The following is a 19,540-nucleotide window of genomic DNA, read 5'->3' on the forward strand; positions in this document are numbered from 1 at the left end:
GCGCGCGCTCGCTCTCGCCGAGGGCTTCGAGGCAGCGCGCGTAGAGGAAATGCCCGTCGGCCGAGCGGAAGTCCGGATTCGCGCGGATCAAGGTATCGAGCGTGTCGCGCGCATCGCCGTACTGCTCGAGTCCGGCCTGCGCCTGCGCGAGTCCGAGCAGGAACAGCGGGTCGGTCGCGTACATGCCCTTGAGCACCGAGCGATACAGCTCGGCCGCGTTCGTGTAGTCGCCGAGCCGCAGCGATTCCTCGGCGAGCCGGCGGCGATTCTCGACGGTGTCGGCGATGTCGAGCTGCTGCGCGATGCGCCGGCGCTGATGCTCCGGATCGATGCGGTCGCGCACATTGCGTACGAGGCGACGGCTCGCCGGGTCGTGGCGCAGGTCCGGCAGGATCTGCGTGAAAAAGTAGACGGCCACGCCGAGGTAGGAGCCGATCATGATCACCCAGATCCACCAGTACGGCCGTCCCGACCGCACCATGTGCACGAGACAGACGAATTGCAGCAGGACCGAGACGATCAGCAGGGCGGGCATGGCGGCGGCGTGCGGAAAGACGCCGCATCGTGCCGTCGTGCGCATCAGGGTGCAAGCAGTGCGCCCGTACTGCGCGTATTGCACGCAGGTTGCGGTTCGCCTGCGGCTCACCGCAACCTGCGTGATTGCCGGTCTATTTCTTCGACGCGTCGCGCGCCGCCTTGAACTCGCTGTCGGCGGCCCATTGCGGCCACGTCGATTCGCCGGCGAGCTTGCTGCCGACCTTGTACAGCGCTTCGAGATCGGCGACGGCGCCGGCGATCGGCATGCTCTCCTTGAACTCGTCGGCGACCTGGTGGTAGCGGTTCTTGCCGTAGTCGTCGAACGCGGCGCGGCCGGCTTCCTGGCCGCCTTCGAACAGGTCGGTGCCGCCCTTCGCATACAGCGCGGGCACGCCCTTGCGCGCGAAGTTGAAATGATCGGAGCGGAAGAAATGGCCCTTCTCCGGCGATTCCTCGGCGGTGATCACGCGGCCCTGCGACGCGGCCGCGTCCTTCAGATACGCATCGAGTTCGGACTGGCCGAAGCCGACGACGGCCATGTTGCGCGCGGTCGGCGCGAGATACAGCGCATCCATGTTGATGTTCGCGACGGTCTTGTCCATCGGGATCGGCGGATGCGCGGCGTAGTAGCGCGATCCGAGCAGGCCCGATTCCTCGAGCGTGACCGCGGCGAACACGACGCTGCGCGCGGGCGGCGGATTCTGCTTGGCGAATGCCTCGGCGATGACGATGAGGCCGGCCACGCCGGTCGCGTTGTCGACCGCGCCATTGAAGATCTGGTCGCCGCTGCGCGTCGGGTCCTTGCCGAGATGGTCCCAGTGCGCGCTGTAGACGATGGCTTCGTCGGGCTTGCCCGCGCCCGGCAGCATCGCGACGACGTTGTCGGAACTGCCGCTCTTGATCGTGCTCTTCAGCGTCGTCGTGAGCTTGGCCGGCAATGCCTGCGGCTTGAAGCCGCGCACGTCCGCGCTCTTTCGCAGCGCGGCGAAATCGAGACCGGCTTTCGCGAACAGGCGCTCGGCCGAGGCCTTCGTGATCCAGCCCGCGGCATCCAGGCGCGGTGCGGGATCCTCGCTCGCCGGAAGATCGAACTGCGGTCCGCTCCAGCTGTTCTCGACGACGCCCCAGCCGTAACCCGCGCCTTCGGTTTCATGCACGATCAGCGCTGCGGCGGCGCCCTGGCGTGCGGCTTCCTCGAACTTGTACGTCCAGCGGCCGTAGTAGGTCATGGCGCGGCCCTTGAACAGCGCCGCGTCGTTGTTGCCGAAGCCCGGATCGTTGACGAGCACGACGACGGTCTTGCCTTTCACGTCGAGGCCGGCGTAATCGTTCCAGTCCTGTTCCGGCGCATTCACGCCGTAGCCGACGAACACGAGTTCGGAGTCCTTGATCGCGACGTCGGGCTTGGCCGACAGGTTGCCGACGACCATGTCGGTCTTGTACGCGAAGGATTCCTTGCCGCCGCCGACGGCGATGTCGAGCGTCACGTCGGTGTTCTGCAGCGCGATCTCGACGGTCGGTACCGACTGGAACCATGAGCCGTTGTTGCCGGGCTTGAGCCCCGCGCGCTCGAACTGGTCCTTGATGTAGGCCGTGGTCAGGCGCTCGCCGAGCGTGCCGGGTTCGCGGCCTTCGAATTCGTCGGAGGACAGTTTCTTCAGGCGGTCGGCGAAATCGGCGCCGCTGCCGGCGAACGTGGACGCATAGGTCTTCGGTGCGGCCGTCGCGGCTGTCGGCGCGGCGGGCGGTGGAGCTTCGGAGCAGGCGGCGAGCGTCAGTGCGGCGCTCGCGATCACGAATACATGGCGCATGGGGCCTCCGGTCGAACACAGAAGCCCGAGTGTAGGTGGCGCGCCGCGGCCTCAGCCAGGCCGGAAGTCATGCCCGCGACGAAAGACGGCAGCGACGGCGCGCGTCGCTGCCGCTGCGTTTACGGTGTCGCGCCGCTGAAGGATTTCGCGGTCGCGCCTTCGACCGCGCCGATCTTCGCGCTGGTGCTGACGTAGAGATCGACGTCGCGGCGGAACACGAGACGACCGCGCACGACGGCGTTCGGTCCGATCACGACGCGCGGATTCTTCTGCTTGCCCCAGGACCAGCCGCTGGGCTTCTCGACGAGGATGCCGCCTTCGATGCGCGAGTCGGCGCCGATCTCGATGTCGCCCGCGACGGTCTCGATGTCGCCGCCGATGCGCGCCGATTCGGTGCGGATGCGGCCGTTGACGTTGGACACCTTGCCGCCGACGTCGGCGCCGCGCTCGAGCGTGATCGCGCCGTTGACCGACTCGAGGTCGTGGCGGATGCGGGCGCGCTGGCCCAGCGATACCGCGCCGTTGACGGTCTCGGCCGAATCGATCTCGGTGTCGTCGCCGAGTTCGATCGAGCCGTTCACGGTGTCGGCCGAATCGGCCTTGGCGTGGTTGGCCAGATGGATCGAGCCGTTGACCGTTTCGAGATCGCCGGCGAGCTGGCCTTCGTCGACGCGGATCGAGCCGTTGACCTTGTCGATGTCCGGTCCGGTGCTGCCGGCATAGGCGGTGCCGGCCGAGAGAATGACGCTGAGGGCGAAAGCGAGCGTGCGCATGGTCATGAAACGACTCCTGGAAAGTGAAGCCGGCCGCCGCTGCGGCGCCGGCGCTCGCGGAAAACGGCGTTCCGCGCTGGCAGGGACTTCGATGCGGCGTTTTCGAAAAGGGTTGCAGCCCGATGCGCGACCCCTGCCGTTGGTCATGGCCGGCGGCGGCCCCGGTCCGGCGATTCCGCTACCATGCGCGTTCCGCTCCTGCCGCCGTTTCCGCCGTGACCGCACCGAAGCCCGTCCTGCTGCTGATCCTCGATGGCTGGGGCCATCGCGTCGAAACCGACTACAACGCGATCGCGCTGGCGAAGTGCCCGAACTGGCGCCGCCTGCTGGACACCTGCCCGCACGATCTCGTCGACACGCACGGCCTCCACGTCGGCCTGCCCGACGACCAGATGGGCAATTCCGAAGTCGGCCACATGAACATCGGCGCGGGCCGCGTCGTCTACCAGGACCTCACCCGCATCGATAGCGACATTTCCACGGGTGAATTTTTCAACAATGCAGCATTATTGCAGGCCTGTGCGGCGGCCGGGGCCGGCAGCGGCACGCTGCACGTCTTAGGCCTGATGTCGCCGGGCGGCGTGCACAGCCACGAAAGCCACGTCTTCGCGATGCTCGATCTCGCGGCACGCAGCGGCGTGCCGCGCATCGCCGTGCACGCGTTCCTCGACGGCCGCGACATGCCGCCCAAGAGCGCCGAGCCGTCGCTGCGCGCGCTCGAAGCGAAATGCGCCGCGACGCCGGGCGCCTTCGTCGCGACCGTGTCGGGCCGCTACTACGCGATGGACCGCGACAAGCGCTGGGACCGCGTGCAGCTCGCCTGGGACGCGCTGACCGACGCCAGGGCCGAGTTTCATGCGGCGAGCGCCGTCGGCGCGCTCGCGTCGGCCTATGCGCGCGGCGAGAACGACGAGTTCGTCAAGCCGACCGTGATCGGCGGCGGCGCCGCGTTCGCCGACGGCGACGCGGTCGTGTTCATGAATTTCCGCGCCGATCGCGCGCGCCAGCTGACCCAGGTGTTCACCGACGCGGCGTTCGACGGCTTCGTGCGCGCCCGCTCGCCGGCGTTGTCGGCGTTCGTGACGCTGACCGAGTACAGTGCGAGCCTCGCGGTCAGCGCCGTGGCCTATCGGCCCCAGTCGATGGCGAACACGCTCGGCGAATACCTCGCCGCGCTCGGCAAGACCCAGCTGCGCATCGCCGAAACCGAGAAATACGCGCACGTGACGTTCTTTTTCTCGGGCGGCCGCGAAGCGCCGTACGAGGGCGAGGAACGCCTGCTGATTCCCAGTCCGAAGGTCGCGACCTACGACCTGAAACCCGAGATGAGCTGTCCCGAGCTGACCGACCAGCTCGTCGCCGCGATCGCGTCGGGACGCTTCGACTTCATCGTCTGCAACATCGCGAATCCGGACATGGTCGGTCATACCGGCATGCTCGACGCGGCGATCGCCGCGGTCGAAGCCGTCGACGTCGCGCTCGGTCGCCTCGATGCGGCGATCCGCGCCGCCGGCGGCGCGATGCTGATCACCGCCGATCACGGCAACCTCGAACAGATGCTCGACGAGAACGGCCAGCCGCACACGCAGCACACGGTCGGGCCCGTGCCGCTGGTCTACGTCGGACCGGGACGTCCCGCGATGACGCGCGGCGCACTGCGCGATCTCGCGCCGACCCTGCTCGGCCTGCTCGGCCTGCCCGTGCCGGCCGAGATGAGCGGCCGCTCGCTGCTGCAGTTTCCCGGCTGAGGACGCGCGTGCGCGGATCGTCGCGATGCGGGTTCGCCGTGGCGGCGCTCGTCGCGGCGCTGACGCTCGCCGTCTGCTCGTCCGCCCGCGCGCAGGATGCCGCTGCGCCGGCTGAGCCGAGTGCCGAGGAGCGCGACGCGCAGCGGAAGCTCGAAGCGACGCGCGCGCAGATCCGCGAACTCGCCGAACAGCGCAAGGCGACCGAGACCGAGAAAGGCGGCGTCGCCGTCGAGCTGCGCGAGCGCGAGACGCGGATCGCCGCGATCGCGCGCGAACTGCGCGCGCTCGACGAACGTCTCGTCGAGCAGCAGCATGCACTGGGCGCACTCGAAGGCCGCAAGCGCGAACTCGGGGACAAGCTCAAGACCCAGCGCGACGCGCTTGCCGCCTTGCTGCGCTCGGCCTATGCGCTGGGCCGGCATGAAGAGCTGAAGCTGATCCTGCAGCAGAACGAAGTCGCGACGACCTCGCGCGTGCTCGCGTATCACCGCTATTTCCAGCGCGCGCGCACCGACCGCATCGGCGAATTGCTCGCCGACCTCGCCGATCTCGCGAAGGTGCAGCACGCGATCGAAGCGCAGGTCGCCCAGATCACCGCGACGCGCGACGAGCGCAATGCCGAAGGCGCACGCCTGGACAGCGAGCGTGCCGAGCGCGAGCGCGTCATCGACACGCTCGATGCGAGCCTGCGCGACCAGGCTGCGCGGCTTGCCGCGCTCGGCAAGGACGAGGCCGCGCTCGTCGATCTGCTCGAACGCCTGCGCGACGTGTTCGCCGATATTCCGAAGCAGTTGCAGGCCGCCGAGCCGTTCGCCGCGCGCCGCGGCCGGCTGCCCTGGCCGCTCGCGGGCAGGATCGCAGTCGGTTTCGGATCGAGCGACGACTCGGGCCGTGCGATCTCGGGCATCGTCGTCGGTGCGAACACGGGGGCCGAGATCCGCGCCGTGTCGCACGGCCGCGTCGCCTATGCCGACTGGCTCAAGGGCTACGGGCTGATCCTGATTCTCGATCATGGCGACGGCTACATGAGCCTGTACGGCTACAACGAAACCCTGCTCAAGGACGTCGGCGACTGGGTCGACGCCGGCGAGCCGATCGCGACCGCCGGCTCCAGCGGCGGTCGCAAGAATGCCGGGCTCTACTTCGAGCTGCGCGCGCGCGGCAAGCCGCTGGATCCGCGCGGCTGGCTCAAGCCGTCGCCCTGACGACGCCGGCCTTTTGCCCTTGATAGCGCCGCGTGCGGCGGCACTTCTGCCCTCAGCGCCGGTCAGAGCCCGCGCCGCCGCCGCGGTATAGTCATCGAACGTTCGCTGGAGTCGTCCCATGCCGTCCCGCCCGCTGTTGTTTCTTGCATTGACTTCGTTCGCGTTCGCCGCGCAGGCCGACGCGCCGGCCGCGCCCGAAACCGCCGAGGCCGCTGCGGCCAAGGCCGGTGTCAGCATCGACGATGTACGCACGTTCACGGCCGTCTACAACTTGGTGAAGCAGGCCTACGTCGACGATGTCGGCGACAAGCGCATGATGGAAGCGGCGATCAAGGGCCTGCTCTCGGGACTCGACCCGCACAGCGAATACCTCGATCCGCGGGGCTTGAGCGACCTGACCGAAGGCACGAGCGGCGCCTACGACGGCCTCGGCCTCGAAGTGCTGACGATCGACGGCGTGCTGCGCGTGGTCGCGCCGATCGACGACACGCCGGCCGAACGCGGCGGCATCAAGCCCGGCGACATCATCACGCGCATCGACGGCAAGACCGTCTCCTCGGAAAACGTCAACGAATCGGTCGAGCTGCTGCGCGGCAATCCCGGCAGCAGCGTCGTGCTGACCGTGCTGCACGAAGGCGAGTCGGTGCCGGTCGACATCACGCTCAAGCGCGAGAAGATCAAAGTCGCCAGCGTGCGCGCGCGCTGGCTCGAACCGGGCTACGCCTATCTGCGCGTCACGCAGTTCCAGGAAGAGACCGGCGCCGAGCTCAAGCGCAAGTTCGCCAAGCTCCGCGGCAAGGACGCGCCGTTGCGCGGCGTCGTGCTCGACCTGCGCAGCAATCCCGGCGGCCTTCTGACCGCGGCCGTCGAGATCAGCGACGTGTTCCTCGAGAGCGGCACGATCGTGACGACGCGCGGGCGCCTGCACGACACCGACCTCAGTTTCAGCGCGACGACCGGCGACCTGACCGGCGGCGCGCCGCTCGCGATCCTCGTCGATCGCGGCACCGCCTCGGCCGCGGAAATCGTCGCCGGCGCGCTCAAGGACAACCACCGCGGCCTGATCCTCGGCCAGAAGACCTTCGGCAAGGGCTCGGTGCAGACCGTGCTGCCGCTCGAGGACGGCCACGCGGTCAAGCTGACGACGGCGCGCTACTACACGCCGAGCGGCGTTTCGATCCAGGCCACCGGCATCGTGCCCGACATCGAGCTGCGCGACCTCAAGCTCAGCGTGCGCGACGCGCCGCCGTCGCTGATCACGAGCGAGCGCGACCTGCCGAATCATCTGAAGGGCGAGAACGAGCAGCCCGAGCCCGGCGCGAGCACCGAGGCGGCGCCGCTCGACGACTACGCGCTCAACGAGGCCGTGCACGTGCTCAAGGCCATGGCGCTGCGCAAGCCGGTGCCGGCGACGCCGGCCAAGGGCTGAGACCTGCGCGAGCCGGCCCGGCTACTTCGGCCGCGCCGGCGGATACGGAAACGGCGTGATCTTCTCGCCGCTGGCCGCGTCGCGGATTGTGGCCGGCGTGCGCCGCTCGACCTCCTCGATGCGGATGACCGCGTGCATCGGCAGATACAGCACGCGCGTGTGCTCGAACTCTTCGCGCAGGCGCTCCTCGGTCGGATCGACGACGAGGCCTTCGCCGCGCGTCTCGAACTCGATCTGCGACACCTCGGTGAAGCCCCAGAGGTGGCTCGACCCGATGTGGCCGGCGTAGAGCTCGTAACTCTTTCCGTTGTTCAGGAACGTAATTTTATAAAGTTTTTTCATCGTCGCATCGCAGGAAGGAGTCGCATCGTCACTGGCGCAGCCGCCGCGCGATCGCCGGACGCGAAATCAGCGCCATCAGCGCGCCGACGAGAAAGCCCGCGATGTGCGTCCACCAGACCACCGCGCCGAAGGTCGGGCCGACGTAGGTGAACAGGAGCTGCAGCAGCACCCAGAAGCCGATCAGCACCGGTGCCGGCACCTTGACGAATTCGAGGAACAGGCCGAGCGGCAGCACCAGGCCGAGCCGCGAGCGCGGGAACAGCGCGAGATAGGCGCCGACGACCGCGGACACTGCGCCACTCGATCCGACGATCGGCGTGAACGCGCTGGACACGGTCAGCGCGCCGACGAGGTTCGCGACCGCGCCGCCGACGAGGTACAGGGTCAGGAATCGGCGCGAACCGAGCAGGCGTTCGGCCGCGAGGCCGAAGATCATCAGGAACAGCAGATTGCCGGTCAGGTGCAGCCAGTTCGCATGCACGAACAGCGCGCTGAACAGGCGCAGCCCGCGCAGTTCGACGAGCTGGCGCAGCAGCGGCGCGCTCGTGTCGAACAGCTGCGCCGGCACCGTGCCCCAGCGCGCGAGCAACGCGAGGCGCTCGTCGCCGCTGGTCGCCGCGAGCCAGAAGAACGCGAGCACGCTCAGCGCGACGATGCTGATGGTGGCCCACGGAGGGCCGGGGCGGCGCCGCGATTCGACCTGGATGAAGACCACGCAATCCTCGCTGGCGTCGATCCGCGCCGACGGCGCGGAACTCGGATCAGGAACCGCCGCGCGGCACGAGGAAGCGTTGGCCGTGGTAGGTCAGGACGACGCCGTCGGTGCGGATCTCGGTGACGCGCACGTCGCCGCCGAGCTCGTCGCCCTCGACCTGGCGATTGCCGTTGAGCACGACGAACCGCTGGGCCGGCGTCGCGCTGTAGACGTGCATCGACAGCTTCAGTTCGGGCAGTTCCTTGCGCACGTTGTACGGCAGTTGCCAGTAGGCCGGCAATTGTTCGAGCGCGGGCGCGGCCGGCGGCGCAGCGGCACCGGTTGCCGGTGGGGGAGCCGCTGCCGCGGCGACCGGCGGCTTCGACGGCGGCGCGTCGGCAACCGGCGGCTTGGGCGGCGGCGCTTTCTGGTCGGGCGGCACGAAGCCTGCGCGCGCCGCGTCGGGCTGGGCGCGCTGCTTCGTCGACGGCGGCGCCTGCGGGCGCTCCTTGATGAACGGCGAGCGCCCCGGTTCGGCGGCCGGTCGCGGCGCCGTCGCGAATTCTTTTTCCTTCACCGCCTGCTTGGCGGCGAGTCCTTCGGGGTCGTTCACCGAAGTTTCCGGCGGCGGCGTGCCGAGCGCGAGCGGCGCGGCTTCGCCGGGCGCCAGCGGATTGGCGCCGGGCGGATGCGGTTCGGATTCGCGCTCGGCGACGTCCTGGACGGTCGGCGGATTGGGTTGCGACGGCGCCTGGTTCTGCACGCGCGGTGCGGCCGGCAGCGCGGCGGCGACGTTCGGATTGGCGGCCGCGTTCGCGCCAATGGCCGGGCGGCGCTCCGCCGCGGCGCTCGCCGGCGCGCCGCCGGTGGCCGATGCGGTCGCGGCAGTGCCTGCGCCCGCGCCGCGCGGCTCGGCCGGCGCCGTGGCGGGTTTGTCGGTCTTCGCCGCGGCGGGAGCTTCGTCGGGCGTGCCGGTCCGCGACAGATACCAGCCGGCGCCGAGCGTGCCGACGATGGCGACGGCCAGAAACGGCAGCAGCGAACGACGCCGCGGCGCGCGTGCGAACGGCGTGCCGAGGTTCGGCGGTTCGCCGAGGCGGCGCTGCTGTTCCGCTTTCTTCAGCGCTTCATGGATCAGGGACATGGCGTCATTGGTGTCGTGGTCGTGTGTCGGTTCGACGTGCGTCGTTCAAAGAGATTCAATCAATGCGGTCAATCGGCCGTCCGCGCGAGCCGGGGACCGTCCGGCCCCAGCGAGGACAGCGCGAACAGCGTTTCCTGCCCGACGATGCCGTCGGCGGTCAACCCGTAGGCCGACTGCAGCTTGCGCACGCGCTCCTCGAGCGCCGTGTCGAAGAACGCCGGGCCGAGGCCGGCTTCTGCCTGACCGTCCAGTCGCGCGAGCTGCTGCTTGACCCAGCCGACGCCGTTGCCCGCGTCGCCGACGCGCAGCGGCACCGGCGTGTCGGCCGGCACGCGCCAGGTCACGGCGAAGCCGCCTTTCCAGAGACGCTGCAGTTCGCTGCGCGTCAGCCGGTAGCCGACGCCGGCGAAGTCTAGCCTAACGGCCTCGCCGGCCACGCCGCGCAGCAGGGCGAGGCCGCGCTTGCCGTTGTAGTCGAGTTCCAGCAGCAGCGGTCGGTCGAACCGCAGCAACTGGTCGAGCGTCGCCTGTCCGCGCAGGCAGTCGAAGCCCGGGAATACGTGCGCCTGGCAGCGTGCGGCTTCGGCCACGCCGACGTCCTTCGAACTGACCTGCCAGCGCGCCAGGAGTTGCGTCCAGGCCATGAGGTCGGCGCCGTCGACTGCGCCGAGCTTTGCGCCGAGTTCGGCCGCGGCGTCGGCCGGCGGCGGTTGCGGCGTCTGCGCGGCCGGTGGCGGCGCGGGTGCCGGCGCGGGCGGCACGCGCCGCATCCAGTACGTGCCGGCGATGCCGCCGGCAATGATCAGGCCGAGCGCGACCCAGCGGCCGTAGCGGCGCAGGTAGTAGCGCGCGTGACCCGGCAGCGTTTCGTCGGCGGCGAGATCGACGAGGCGCTCGCCGATGCTGTCGGTCTCGCGGGCGAAGCCGGCCATCAGCGCGCGGTCGCCGATCACGTTGATCAGGCGCGGAACGCCGCCGGAACGCTGATACAGCGCGCGCAGCCCGAGTCGCGAGAACGGCAGCTTGCGCGAGCCGGCGACGGCCATGCGATGACGCACATAGGCCTCGCATTCATCGGCGTTCAGCGGCGTCAGGTGATAGCGCGCGGTGATGCGCTGGGCGAGCTGGCGCAGGTCGTCGCGTTCGAGCAGGCGGCGCAGTTCCGGCTGGCCGAGCAGGATGATCTGCAGCAGCTTCTGCGTCGGCGTCTCGAGATTGGTCAGCAGGCGCACCTGTTCCAGTGCGTCGACCGACAGGTTCTGCGCCTCGTCGATGATGAGCACGACGCGCAGCCCCTGCGCGTAGGCGTCGAGCAGAAATGTGTTCAGCGTGTCGACGAGCGCCTTGAGGCTGCCGCGCCGGCCTTCGATGTCGAGCTTGAGTTCTTCGCAGACCGTTTCGACGAGTTCGACCGGCGAAATCTTCGGATTCAGCACGAGCGCGACGCGCGTGTTTTCCGGCAATTGTTCGAGCATCAGCCGGCACAGCGTGGTCTTGCCGGTGCCGACTTCGCCGGTCAACTGCACGAAACCGCCGGAGCCGCCCTTGCCGATGCCGTAAAGCAGGTGCGCGAGCGCGTCCCGGTGGCGCTCGCTCAGAAAAACGTAGCGCGGGTCCGGGGTGATCGAGAACGGCGTTTCCTTGAGACCGTAGTGCTCCAGATACATGCGGCCGGGGTTCCTCGACGGCGGCCCGTCCGCCGGTCTGGCGGGCAGGACGGGCAAGCTTAACCGATGGCCTCTGACGGGCTGCGTTAAAAAATCGCTGGCGCGCGGCCAAACGAGTGTTGCCCGCAGGCTGGCGCACGCATCTGCCGGGCGGCCGAAGTTCCGCCGCGCACCCGACGGGCTCGCAGCGAACACGTCGGCGAAATGCACAGCGGTTCCCCGCTCTGCGCCGTCGAGTGCCGCACCGCGCGCCGAGCGACGTCATGACGCCGCTCACTGCCCCACAGTTGAGTCAACCGCCTCGTCCTGCAGACCGACCCACTTGACGAATCCGCCAGTGCTGGCGGCCTGGGGCTGCATGTAAACTGTGCCGGCTCCGTACACCGGTGCGAGGTTCGCGGCTGCGGCGTCAGGGGTATCGGCGTCCGGCGGCTCTACCGGCTCCTTCGTCTCAGAGGTCACTCATGGATCACATTGCGCAAACCCATTCCGATGCGGGACTGGACAGTCGCCGCATCGGCTTCATCCGTTCGGCCTATCTGCATCTCGGCGGCGCGATCGTTGCGTTCACGCTGCTCGGCGTCGCGTTCTACCTGTCCGGCGTAGGCGTGGCCATGCTCAAGCTCATGGGCGCGAGCAAGTGGGCCTGGATCGGTTTCCTCGGCGCATTCATGGTCGTCGGCTGGCTCGCCAGCAGCTGGGCCGACAACGCCGACAGCAACGGCAAGCAGTTGCTCGGTCTGGCGGTCTACGTCGTCGCCGAAGCGCTGATCTTCGCGCCGATCCTCGCGATCGCCGGCCGCATCGCACCGGGAGCCATCGGCGCCGCCGCGTTCATCACGCTGCTGCTCGTCGGCGGCCTCACGTTCACCGCCTTCACGCTGAAGAAGGACTTCTCCTTCCTCGGCGGCATCCTGAAGATCAGCGGCTTCGTCGCGCTCGGCGCGATCCTCGCGAGCGTGATCTTCGGCTTCCAGCTCGGCGTGTGGTTCTCCGCGATCATGATCATCTTCGCGGGCGGCTGCGTGCTGTACGACACCTCGAACATCATCCATCACTATCCGGAAGACCGTCCGGCCGGTGCGGCGCTGCATCTGTTCGCCTCGGTCGCGCTGATGTTCTGGTATGTGCTGCGCCTGCTGATGTCCTTCGCCGGCAGCGACGACTGACATCGGTTCCGCAAGCGACGGCGATCCACGGAAGGATCGCCGGCCGGATGCCGCGACGGCGGCGACCGGCATGACGCAGCCGCGACGGCTCCGTTCCAGGGATGACACGACTGCCTGATACCGGCGGCCCGGCGATCACGTTTCGGCCGATGCGGCGATCGCCACGCACTCGCTGCCCTTTCCTGCATTTCTTTTCTCTCTCGTCACCTGGCGCAATCGCGGCGGGACGATTTCACCTTGGGGGTATGACATGGGTTTTCTGAGCAAACTTCGCGGCATCCTGCTGCTCGTGGCGCTGCTGGTCGGCGGTCCGGTGATGCTGTTCGCCGGCTGGAAGGAATCGAAGGACAGCCAGGCGCTGGCCGACCACGGCGTCGTCACCGATGCGCTCGTGACAGAAGTGACCTGGAGCACCAAGCGCGGTCGAGAACGCAACTTCCATGCGAAGGTCACGTTCGTCACGGCCGACAATCGCGAGGTGCATGACGACGTCAGCGTGTCCGATGTCCTCGGCAAGCAGCTCCGCGACGCGCCGGACGACAAGCCGACCACGATCTCGGTGCGCTATCTGCCGGAAGACACGACCACCGTCGCGCTGGCCGATCACAGGGACGAATCGGCGTTCTTCTATGGCGTCGGCGCGATCCTGCTGCTGATCGGCATCGGCATCCTCGTCTATCGGCTGCGCAGGCCGGCCGCAGAGCCGGTTGCGGCGTGAGGCGGGAATCGGGAATCGCAGTGCGGGACCGGCTGATGAATCCCGAGTAAAGCCCGTTCCGCAGCGACCGCGGCAATCGCGGCGGCGCTCCCTATGATCGACCGGCGCGCGCTGCTGCGCCGGTCGCATCGGGAAGGGGGTTCTCAAATGAAAGCACGCGTGCTCGCGTTCATCGCGTTCGGGGCGTCTGCATCGGTTTCCGCGCAGGCACAGAACTGTCCTCCCGTGCCGACGGACGCGCAGTTGCGCGCGTACGCGGAGGAAAACGACATCGCCGACTACGTCGCGATGCGCTGGATCACATGCGGCTGGGCCGCGACGGTGCCGGCGCTCGACACGGTGGCCCAGATCACGCGGGCGGACGCGGTCGAAGAGACCGATTCCGGCGACGCCCGCGAACTGCTGGAAGCCGACGCGCTCGTCGAAGCGCTGGCGATGACCATTTCGGCAAATCCTGCAGCGCTCACCGCCGGGTTCGTCGAAGAGTACGCCGACGATCCCGACGCCGATGAGCCGTCCGTGCTGGCGAAGCTCATGCGCGTACGCGTCAGCGTCGCGCAGATGGAGCGGCATCTGCGCCAGGGCCGCGAATCCGCCGCCGCGTGGCTGCGTGCCCGCTATGTGCTGACCTCCGAAATCGACGGGCAGATCGAAATCGCCTTCATCGCCGAGCGCGCGCGCGGCGGCGACATCGACGGCGCGCGGATGCGGCTCGCCGCCGCAGAGCCGCGTTTCGTGTTGCCCGGCCTGTCGGACGAGCGGTCGGCCGACCGCTGGAAGGCGCTGCGCGAGACGCTGGACGAACCGGTCGCGACGTCGTCCGCAGCAACGGGCCCCGGGATCGTCATCGATCGTTCCACGGTCGGGCCGATACGCCGCATCTGCGGGACCAGCTTGTGGAATGCGCAGCTGTTCGGATTCGACGACGTGCGCGAACGCGTGCTGCGCGCCGCGCCGATCGACACGGCGCTCGCCGAACTGTTGCAGGACTGGCACGAACCGACCGGTCGCGGCGGCGGCGACCATCCCGATCTGCTGGTCGAACTGCTGCGCAAGCGCCACGGCGCAGTCGGCACCACGCAGGGAATCGACGACGCCATCGCAAGCATCCGCAACGACGAACACGTCGCCGGCATGAATCTGTTCGGCCAGTTTGTCGCGCTGCCGAGCCATGTGCGCGAAGACGACCCTTCGACGACCAGCGGCGTGCGCGAGCGGCGTCTGGAGATCGCCGAACTCGCGGCGATCGTGCGCGATACGCGGCTGTTCCGCACGTTGCGCGGCTCCGGTCGCTGACACGAACGCCGTCCGACGGCCGCGGCCGGTGGGTCATCGACCGCCGGCGCAAAGGCACTCTGTGATGTGCGGCATTGCGCGCGCGTCATACGATATCGGCGACCCGGGACCGTTGCGCGAACGCGTGCTGAAGGCTGCCGACATCGACAGCGCCATTTCCGACCTGCTCGTCGGCGACTGGCGCGGGCAACTGACCACGGCGAACTGCTTCGCCGTCGTTACGGCGACGCCGGGCTGCGGCAGGGCTCGGACGACGCGAGCGCGGCGATCCGCACCGATGGCCCGGTGCCGACGCTCCATCCGCTCGGCCATCGGTTGCCGCTGCCGCAGGCCGTGCGCGAAGACGATGCGACTGCGCCCGGCGGCAGCCGCGAGCGGCCGGTGACGCGCGAGGAACTCGAGGAGATCCTGCGTGAGTCGCCGCTCTGTCGACGTTCGCCGGGGCTGGAGCCCGTCATCGCCGTCAACTGACTGACTAAAGGCGCCGCGAACCGCCGCCAGCGGTGGTTCGCGGCGCGGAACTCACTCGCCGAGGGTCAGCAGCGACGCGTTGCCGCCGGCTGCCGTGGTATTGATCGTCAGCGTGCGCTCGGTGACGAAGCGCGCGAGATAGTGAGGGCCGCCGGCCTTCGGGCCGGTGCCGGACAGGCCCTCGCCGCCGAACGGCTGCACGCCGACGACCGCGCCGATCTGGTTGCGGTTGACGTAGCAGTTGCCGACTTTGACGCCTTTGGAAATCTGCTCGATCGTGGAATCGATGCGGCTGTGCACGCCGAGCGTCAGGCCGTAGCCGGTCGCGTTGATCTGGTCGATGACCTTGTCGAGCTCGGACGCCTTCCAGCGCAGCACGTGCAGCACCGGGCCGAACACTTCGCGCTTGAGCTGGCCGAGCGAGGAAATCTCATAGGCGCGCGGCGCGAAGAACGTGCCGTGTTCCGTGCCGGCGCCGAGCGTGGCGACCTTGATCAGCTTCGCCTCTTTGTCCATGCGCGCGGCGTGATCCTCGAGGATCTTCTTCGCGTCCTCGTCGATGACCGGGCCGATGTCGGTCGACAGCAGGCGCGGTTCGCCGACCTTCAGTTCGTCCATCGCGCCGGCGAGCATCGCGACGACCTTGTCGGCGATGTCTTCCTGCACGAACAGGATGCGCGCGCACGAGCAGCGCTGGCCGGCCGAGTAGAACGCGCTGCTGACGGCGTCCTTGACGACCTGTTCCGGCAGCGACGAGGAGTCGGCGATCAGCGCGTTCTGGCCGCCGGTTTCGGCGATCAGCACGGCGATCGCGGCGTCGCGCGCGGCGAGCGCGCGGTTGATCGCGCGCGCGGTTTCGGTCGAGCCGGTGAACACGACGCCGGCGATGCGCGGGTCGTTGCACAGCGCCGCGCCGACCGTCGCGCCGTTCCCCGGCACGAACTGCAGCACGCCGGCCGGCACGCCGGCCTCCTGCAGCAGCTGCGTGGCGCGGAACGCGACGAGGTTGGTCTGTTCGGCGGGCTTGGCGATCACGGTGTTGCCGGCGACGAGCGCCGCGACGACCTGCCCCATGAAGATCGCGAGCGGGAAGTTCCACGGGCTGATCGCGACGAACACGCCGCGGCCGTGCAGGAACAGCTGGTTGGACTCGCCGGTCGGTCCCGGCAGCGCCTCGCCGTGGGCGAGCATCTTGCGCGCCTGCGCGGCGTAGTAGCGGCAGAAGTCGACCGCTTCGCGCACTTCGGCGATCGCATCGGGAATCGTCTTGCCGGCCTCGCGCACGCACAGCGCGATCAGCTCGCCGCGGTGCGTTTCCATGAGGTCGGCGGTGTGTTCGAGGATCTTCGCGCGGCCCGCGGCCGGCGTGCGATCCCAGTCCGGCTGCGCCGCGACGGCGTTCGCGATGGCCTTCTCGACCGTCGCCGCATCGGCCGGCTGCCAGCTGCCGACGCTGCGGCGGCGGTCGGCCGGATCGGTCACGGCGACGCTCGCGCCGGAAACGCCCGCGCCCGGCACGAGCGGCTTGGCCGTCCAGGTCTGCGGCGAGGCGGCGATCGCGTCGGCGAGCGCCTTGAGTTCGTTGTCGTTACCGAGATTGGCGCCCATGGAATTCTTCCGTTGTTCCCCGAACAGGCCGGCCGGCTGCGGAATGCGCGGATGCGGCTTCGTAGTGAAATGACGCACGACCTCGACCGGGTCGGCGACGAGGTCGCGGATCGACAGGCTTTCGTCGACGATGCGATTGACAAAACTGGTATTTGCGCCGTTTTCCAGAAGGCGGCGGACCAGGTACGGCAGCAGGTCCTCGTGCGAGCCGACCGGCGCGTAGACGCGGCACGGCACGTTGAGATTGCGCTCGCCGACGACCTCGGCGTAGAGGTCGGCACCCATGCCGTGCAGGCGCTGGAACTCGAACGGACGGCCGCGGGCCATGTGGTGGATCGCCGCGATCGTGTGCGCGTTATGGGTCGCGAAGGCCGGATAGAACAGGTCGCCGTAGTCGAACAGCCGGCGCGCGCAGGCGAGGTACGACACGTCCGTGTTCGGCTTGCGCGTAAACACCGGATAGCCGGCATGGCCGCCTTCCTGCGCGCGCTTGACCTCGGAATCCCAGTACGCGCCCTTGACCAGGCGCACGCACCAGCGCTGGCCGTTGGCCTTGGCCTTCTCGGCCAGCCAGTCGATCACGAACGGCGCGCGCTTCTGGTAGGCCTGGACGGCGAGGCCGAAGCCCTGCCAGCCGGCCAGCGACGGATCCGCATGCACGGCGGCAATCAGGTCGAGCGAGATTTCCAGGCGCTCGGATTCCTCGGCGTCGACGGTCAGGCAGATGCCCTGCGCCTTCGCGAGCCGCGCGAGCTCGAGCAGTTTCGGCTGCAGTTCGGCGAACACGCGCTCGCGTTTGGCGACTTCGTAGCGCGGATGCAGCGCCGACAGCTTGATCGAGATCGACGGTGCGTCGAGCACGTTCGCGAACGGCCCGCGCGCGCCGAGCGACTTGATCGCATCGACATAGGCGCGGTGGTAGCGCTCGCCGTCGGGCGTCGTCAGCGCGCCTTCGCCGAGCATGTCGTAGGAATAGCGGTAGGCGCGGTTGTCCTTTTCCTCGGCCCGGTCGAGCGCTTCCTTGATCGTGCGGCCCATGACGAACTGGTGGCCCATGATGCGCATCGCCTGACGCACGGCCAGGCGGATCACGGGTTCGCCGGCGCGGCCGATCAGGCGCTTGAGCGCGCCGAGGAAATTGCGCTGGGTCTCGTCGGCCAGGGTGACGAGCTTGCCGGTCAGCATCAGGCCCCAGGTGCCGGCATTGACGAGCACCGAATCGCTCTTGCCCAGGTGCGATTCCCAGTTCGCGTCGCCGAGCTTGTCGGAAATCAGCTTGTCGGCGGTTTCCTTGTCGGGAATGCGCAGCAGCGCCTCGGCCACGCACATCAGCAGCACGCCTTCCTCCGAGGAAAGGTCGTATTCGCGCATGAACGACTCGACCGCGGATTTCTGGTCGGCCTTGGCGCGGACGCGGGCGACGAGTTCGCCGGCGCGGGCCAGCACGAGGTCGCGTTCCGCCGGCGGCAGCGCGGCCTGGGCCACGAGCTCGTTGACCGCTTCGGTTTCGTCGCGGCAGTACGCGGCGGTCATGCGCGCGCGCGCGGCGTCGGCCGGCGCGGGCAGTTCGGGTGTCAGGATGTCGGCACTCACGGAGGATCTCGCTGGTGGACTGCCGGCCTGGCCCAAGCCCGGCATGGAGGCTCGCGATTCTAGAGGGGGGTGTGGGCCGGTCAAGCACCAAATCGCCATGTCGGCGAAGGGATCGGTACTGCGGCAATTCGCCGCAGGGCCCGGTGGAACGCGGCACCGGACGCCGTGCGGCCACGCGCCGGTTTCCTTGCCCGTGTCCGGCCTAGCCACTATCATTTCGCGGTTCTACGCCTGTCGCTGCTGCGGGCGCGGCCCTCGCGCCGCCGCCGCCGCAAGCGACAGTGCCGATCCTGCGGACCAGCCTCATCGTCGAAACTGCGCAACGCCTCCGGCCTGCGCTGTCGCACGACGGCGCGTTCCACGGCCCACCAGCCGGGCTTGCGATCGGTGGCGCAATGGCATTCGGTGCGTGGCCGGACGCTGGTCGGGCGAACCGTTTCGACGGTTCGCGCGGCTCGTGGACGGCGGCGGCCCCAACGACTGGGATGGCTTTAGGGTGATGGCAATGAAGTCTCTGGCAACTACGCGTATCGCGCGCGCCGTCTCGGCGGTCGCGCTCGCGACGACGGCGGGAATGGTCCATGCCTCCAGCATGCCGGCGCGCTGGCAGCTGAACATGGGCAAGGGTGTCACCGAGTCGTCGGAAAACGCCTACCACGCGCACATGATCGCGCTGTGGGTATGCGTCGTCATCGGCATCATCGTGTTCGGCGCGATGGCCTATGCGATGTTCAAGTTCCGCAAGTCCAAGGGCGCGGTGGCGGCTCAGTGGAGCCACAACACCAAGGCCGAAGTGATCTGGACCGCCCTCCCCGTCGTGATCCTCGTCGCCATGGCCTGGCCGGCCACGGAGATCCTCGTCAAGCAGGCCGACACGTCCAACCCGGTGCTGACCGTGAAGATCACGGGCTACCAGTGGAAGTGGCGCTACGAATACGTCGATTACGACGGCAAGCCGACCGGCGTGAACTTCGTTTCCAAGCTCGACGCCGACAGCGACAAGACGCGCCAGCTGAACTCGGGCCTCGACCCGCACGCGGTCAAGGTCGGCGACGAAGCCACCTATCTGCTCAATGTCGACAAGCCGCTCGTGCTGCCGACCAACGCGAAGATCCGCTTCGTCATCACCGCCGACGACGTGATTCACGCGTGGTGGGTGCCGGCTCTCGGCTGGAAGACCGATGCGATCCCCGACATCATCAACGACGCCTGGACCCTGATCAAACAGCCCGGCGTCTACCGCGGCCAGTGCGCCGAACTCTGCGGCCAGGACCACGGCTTCATGCCCATCGTCGTCGAAGCCAAGCCGAAGGCCGAATTCGACCAGTGGCTCGC

16 protein-coding genes are annotated in these 19,540 nt (G+C 68.8%); 8 read left to right on the forward strand and 8 right to left on the reverse strand.

The features are described from left to right. From VLF18_RS18645 to VLF18_RS18655, 3 genes are all read right to left on the reverse strand, one after another. Positions 1–535: tetratricopeptide repeat protein (locus tag VLF18_RS18645; protein WP_325281131.1), on the reverse strand; the 535-nt coding region annotated here is incomplete at its 3' end. A 133-nt stretch (positions 536–668) separates the two neighbouring features. After that, on the reverse strand, positions 669–2,348 hold the full coding sequence (locus tag VLF18_RS18650; RefSeq protein WP_325281132.1) for a M28 family metallopeptidase: 1,680 nt from the start codon (positions 2,346–2,348) through the stop codon (positions 669–671). A gap of 119 nt (positions 2,349–2,467) precedes the next feature. Then, complete coding sequence (locus VLF18_RS18655) at positions 2,468–3,121, reverse strand: hypothetical protein (RefSeq protein ID WP_414717245.1); 654 nt, start codon at positions 3,119–3,121, stop codon at positions 2,468–2,470. 215 nt (positions 3,122–3,336) lie between these two features. Here VLF18_RS18655 and gpmI point away from each other — a divergent pair, with 215 nt between their 5' ends. The 3 genes from gpmI to VLF18_RS18670 all read left to right on the forward strand — a co-directional run bounded on the left by gpmI (position 3,337) and on the right by VLF18_RS18670 (position 7,503). After that, complete coding sequence (gene gpmI, locus VLF18_RS18660) at positions 3,337–4,869, forward strand: 2,3-bisphosphoglycerate-independent phosphoglycerate mutase (RefSeq protein ID WP_325281134.1); 1,533 nt, start codon at positions 3,337–3,339, stop codon at positions 4,867–4,869. A 38-nt stretch (positions 4,870–4,907) separates the two neighbouring features. Continuing rightward, positions 4,908–6,074 (forward strand): murein hydrolase activator EnvC family protein, encoded by a 1,167-nt coding sequence (locus VLF18_RS18665; protein ID WP_325281135.1) that lies wholly within the window; start codon positions 4,908–4,910, stop codon positions 6,072–6,074. A gap of 118 nt (positions 6,075–6,192) precedes the next feature. Beyond that, positions 6,193–7,503, forward strand: a complete 1,311-nt coding sequence (locus VLF18_RS18670; RefSeq protein WP_325281136.1) for a S41 family peptidase — start codon at positions 6,193–6,195, stop codon at positions 7,501–7,503. Positions 7,504–7,524: 21 nt separating this feature from the next. On the opposite strand, the gene VLF18_RS18675 is transcribed toward VLF18_RS18670, so the two are convergent. The 4 genes from VLF18_RS18675 to VLF18_RS18690 form a co-directional block, all read right to left on the reverse strand. Next, positions 7,525–7,845: a DUF1820 family protein gene (locus VLF18_RS18675; protein WP_325281137.1), complete on the reverse strand. Its 321-nt coding sequence runs from the start codon at positions 7,843–7,845 to the stop codon at positions 7,525–7,527. A gap of 28 nt (positions 7,846–7,873) precedes the next feature. Beyond that, entirely contained in the window at positions 7,874–8,560 is a 687-nt protein-coding gene (locus VLF18_RS18680; RefSeq protein WP_325281138.1) for a rhomboid family intramembrane serine protease, read from the reverse strand. Between the two features lie 46 nt (positions 8,561–8,606). Further along, positions 8,607–9,683: a general secretion pathway protein GspB gene (locus tag VLF18_RS18685; RefSeq protein WP_325281139.1), complete on the reverse strand. Its 1,077-nt coding sequence runs from the start codon at positions 9,681–9,683 to the stop codon at positions 8,607–8,609. A gap of 68 nt (positions 9,684–9,751) precedes the next feature. Continuing rightward, entirely contained in the window at positions 9,752–11,350 is a 1,599-nt protein-coding gene (locus tag VLF18_RS18690) for an AAA family ATPase (RefSeq protein WP_325281140.1), read from the reverse strand. A gap of 464 nt (positions 11,351–11,814) precedes the next feature. Between VLF18_RS18690 and VLF18_RS18695 the strand changes: the two genes are divergently transcribed. From VLF18_RS18695 to VLF18_RS18710, 4 genes are all read left to right on the forward strand, one after another. Further along, positions 11,815–12,519: a Bax inhibitor-1 family protein gene (locus tag VLF18_RS18695; RefSeq protein ID WP_325281141.1), complete on the forward strand. Its 705-nt coding sequence runs from the start codon at positions 11,815–11,817 to the stop codon at positions 12,517–12,519. A 250-nt stretch (positions 12,520–12,769) separates the two neighbouring features. Then, complete coding sequence (locus VLF18_RS18700; RefSeq protein ID WP_325281142.1) at positions 12,770–13,237, forward strand: DUF3592 domain-containing protein; 468 nt, start codon at positions 12,770–12,772, stop codon at positions 13,235–13,237. Positions 13,238–13,384: 147 nt separating this feature from the next. Further along, complete coding sequence (locus tag VLF18_RS18705) at positions 13,385–14,533, forward strand: hypothetical protein (protein ID WP_325281143.1); 1,149 nt, start codon at positions 13,385–13,387, stop codon at positions 14,531–14,533. 285 nt (positions 14,534–14,818) lie between these two features. Then, positions 14,819–15,004: a hypothetical protein gene (locus VLF18_RS18710; protein WP_325281144.1), complete on the forward strand. Its 186-nt coding sequence runs from the start codon at positions 14,819–14,821 to the stop codon at positions 15,002–15,004. A 51-nt stretch (positions 15,005–15,055) separates the two neighbouring features. Here the strand turns inward: VLF18_RS18710 and putA are convergent, their stop codons facing one another. Beyond that, positions 15,056–18,250 carry a bifunctional proline dehydrogenase/L-glutamate gamma-semialdehyde dehydrogenase PutA gene (putA, locus tag VLF18_RS18715; protein WP_325281145.1) on the reverse strand — a complete coding sequence of 1,065 codons (3,195 nt, stop codon included), beginning with the start codon at positions 18,248–18,250 and terminating at the stop codon, positions 15,056–15,058. A gap of 454 nt (positions 18,251–18,704) precedes the next feature. On the opposite strand from putA, the gene coxB reads away from it, so the two are divergent. Next, on the forward strand, positions 18,705–19,540 hold an 836-nt coding region (coxB, locus tag VLF18_RS18720; RefSeq protein ID WP_325281146.1), incomplete at its 3' end, for a cytochrome c oxidase subunit II.

The sequence above is a fragment of the Tahibacter sp. genome (assembly GCF_035481375.1).
Taxonomy (GTDB): domain Bacteria; phylum Pseudomonadota; class Gammaproteobacteria; order Xanthomonadales; family Rhodanobacteraceae; genus Tahibacter.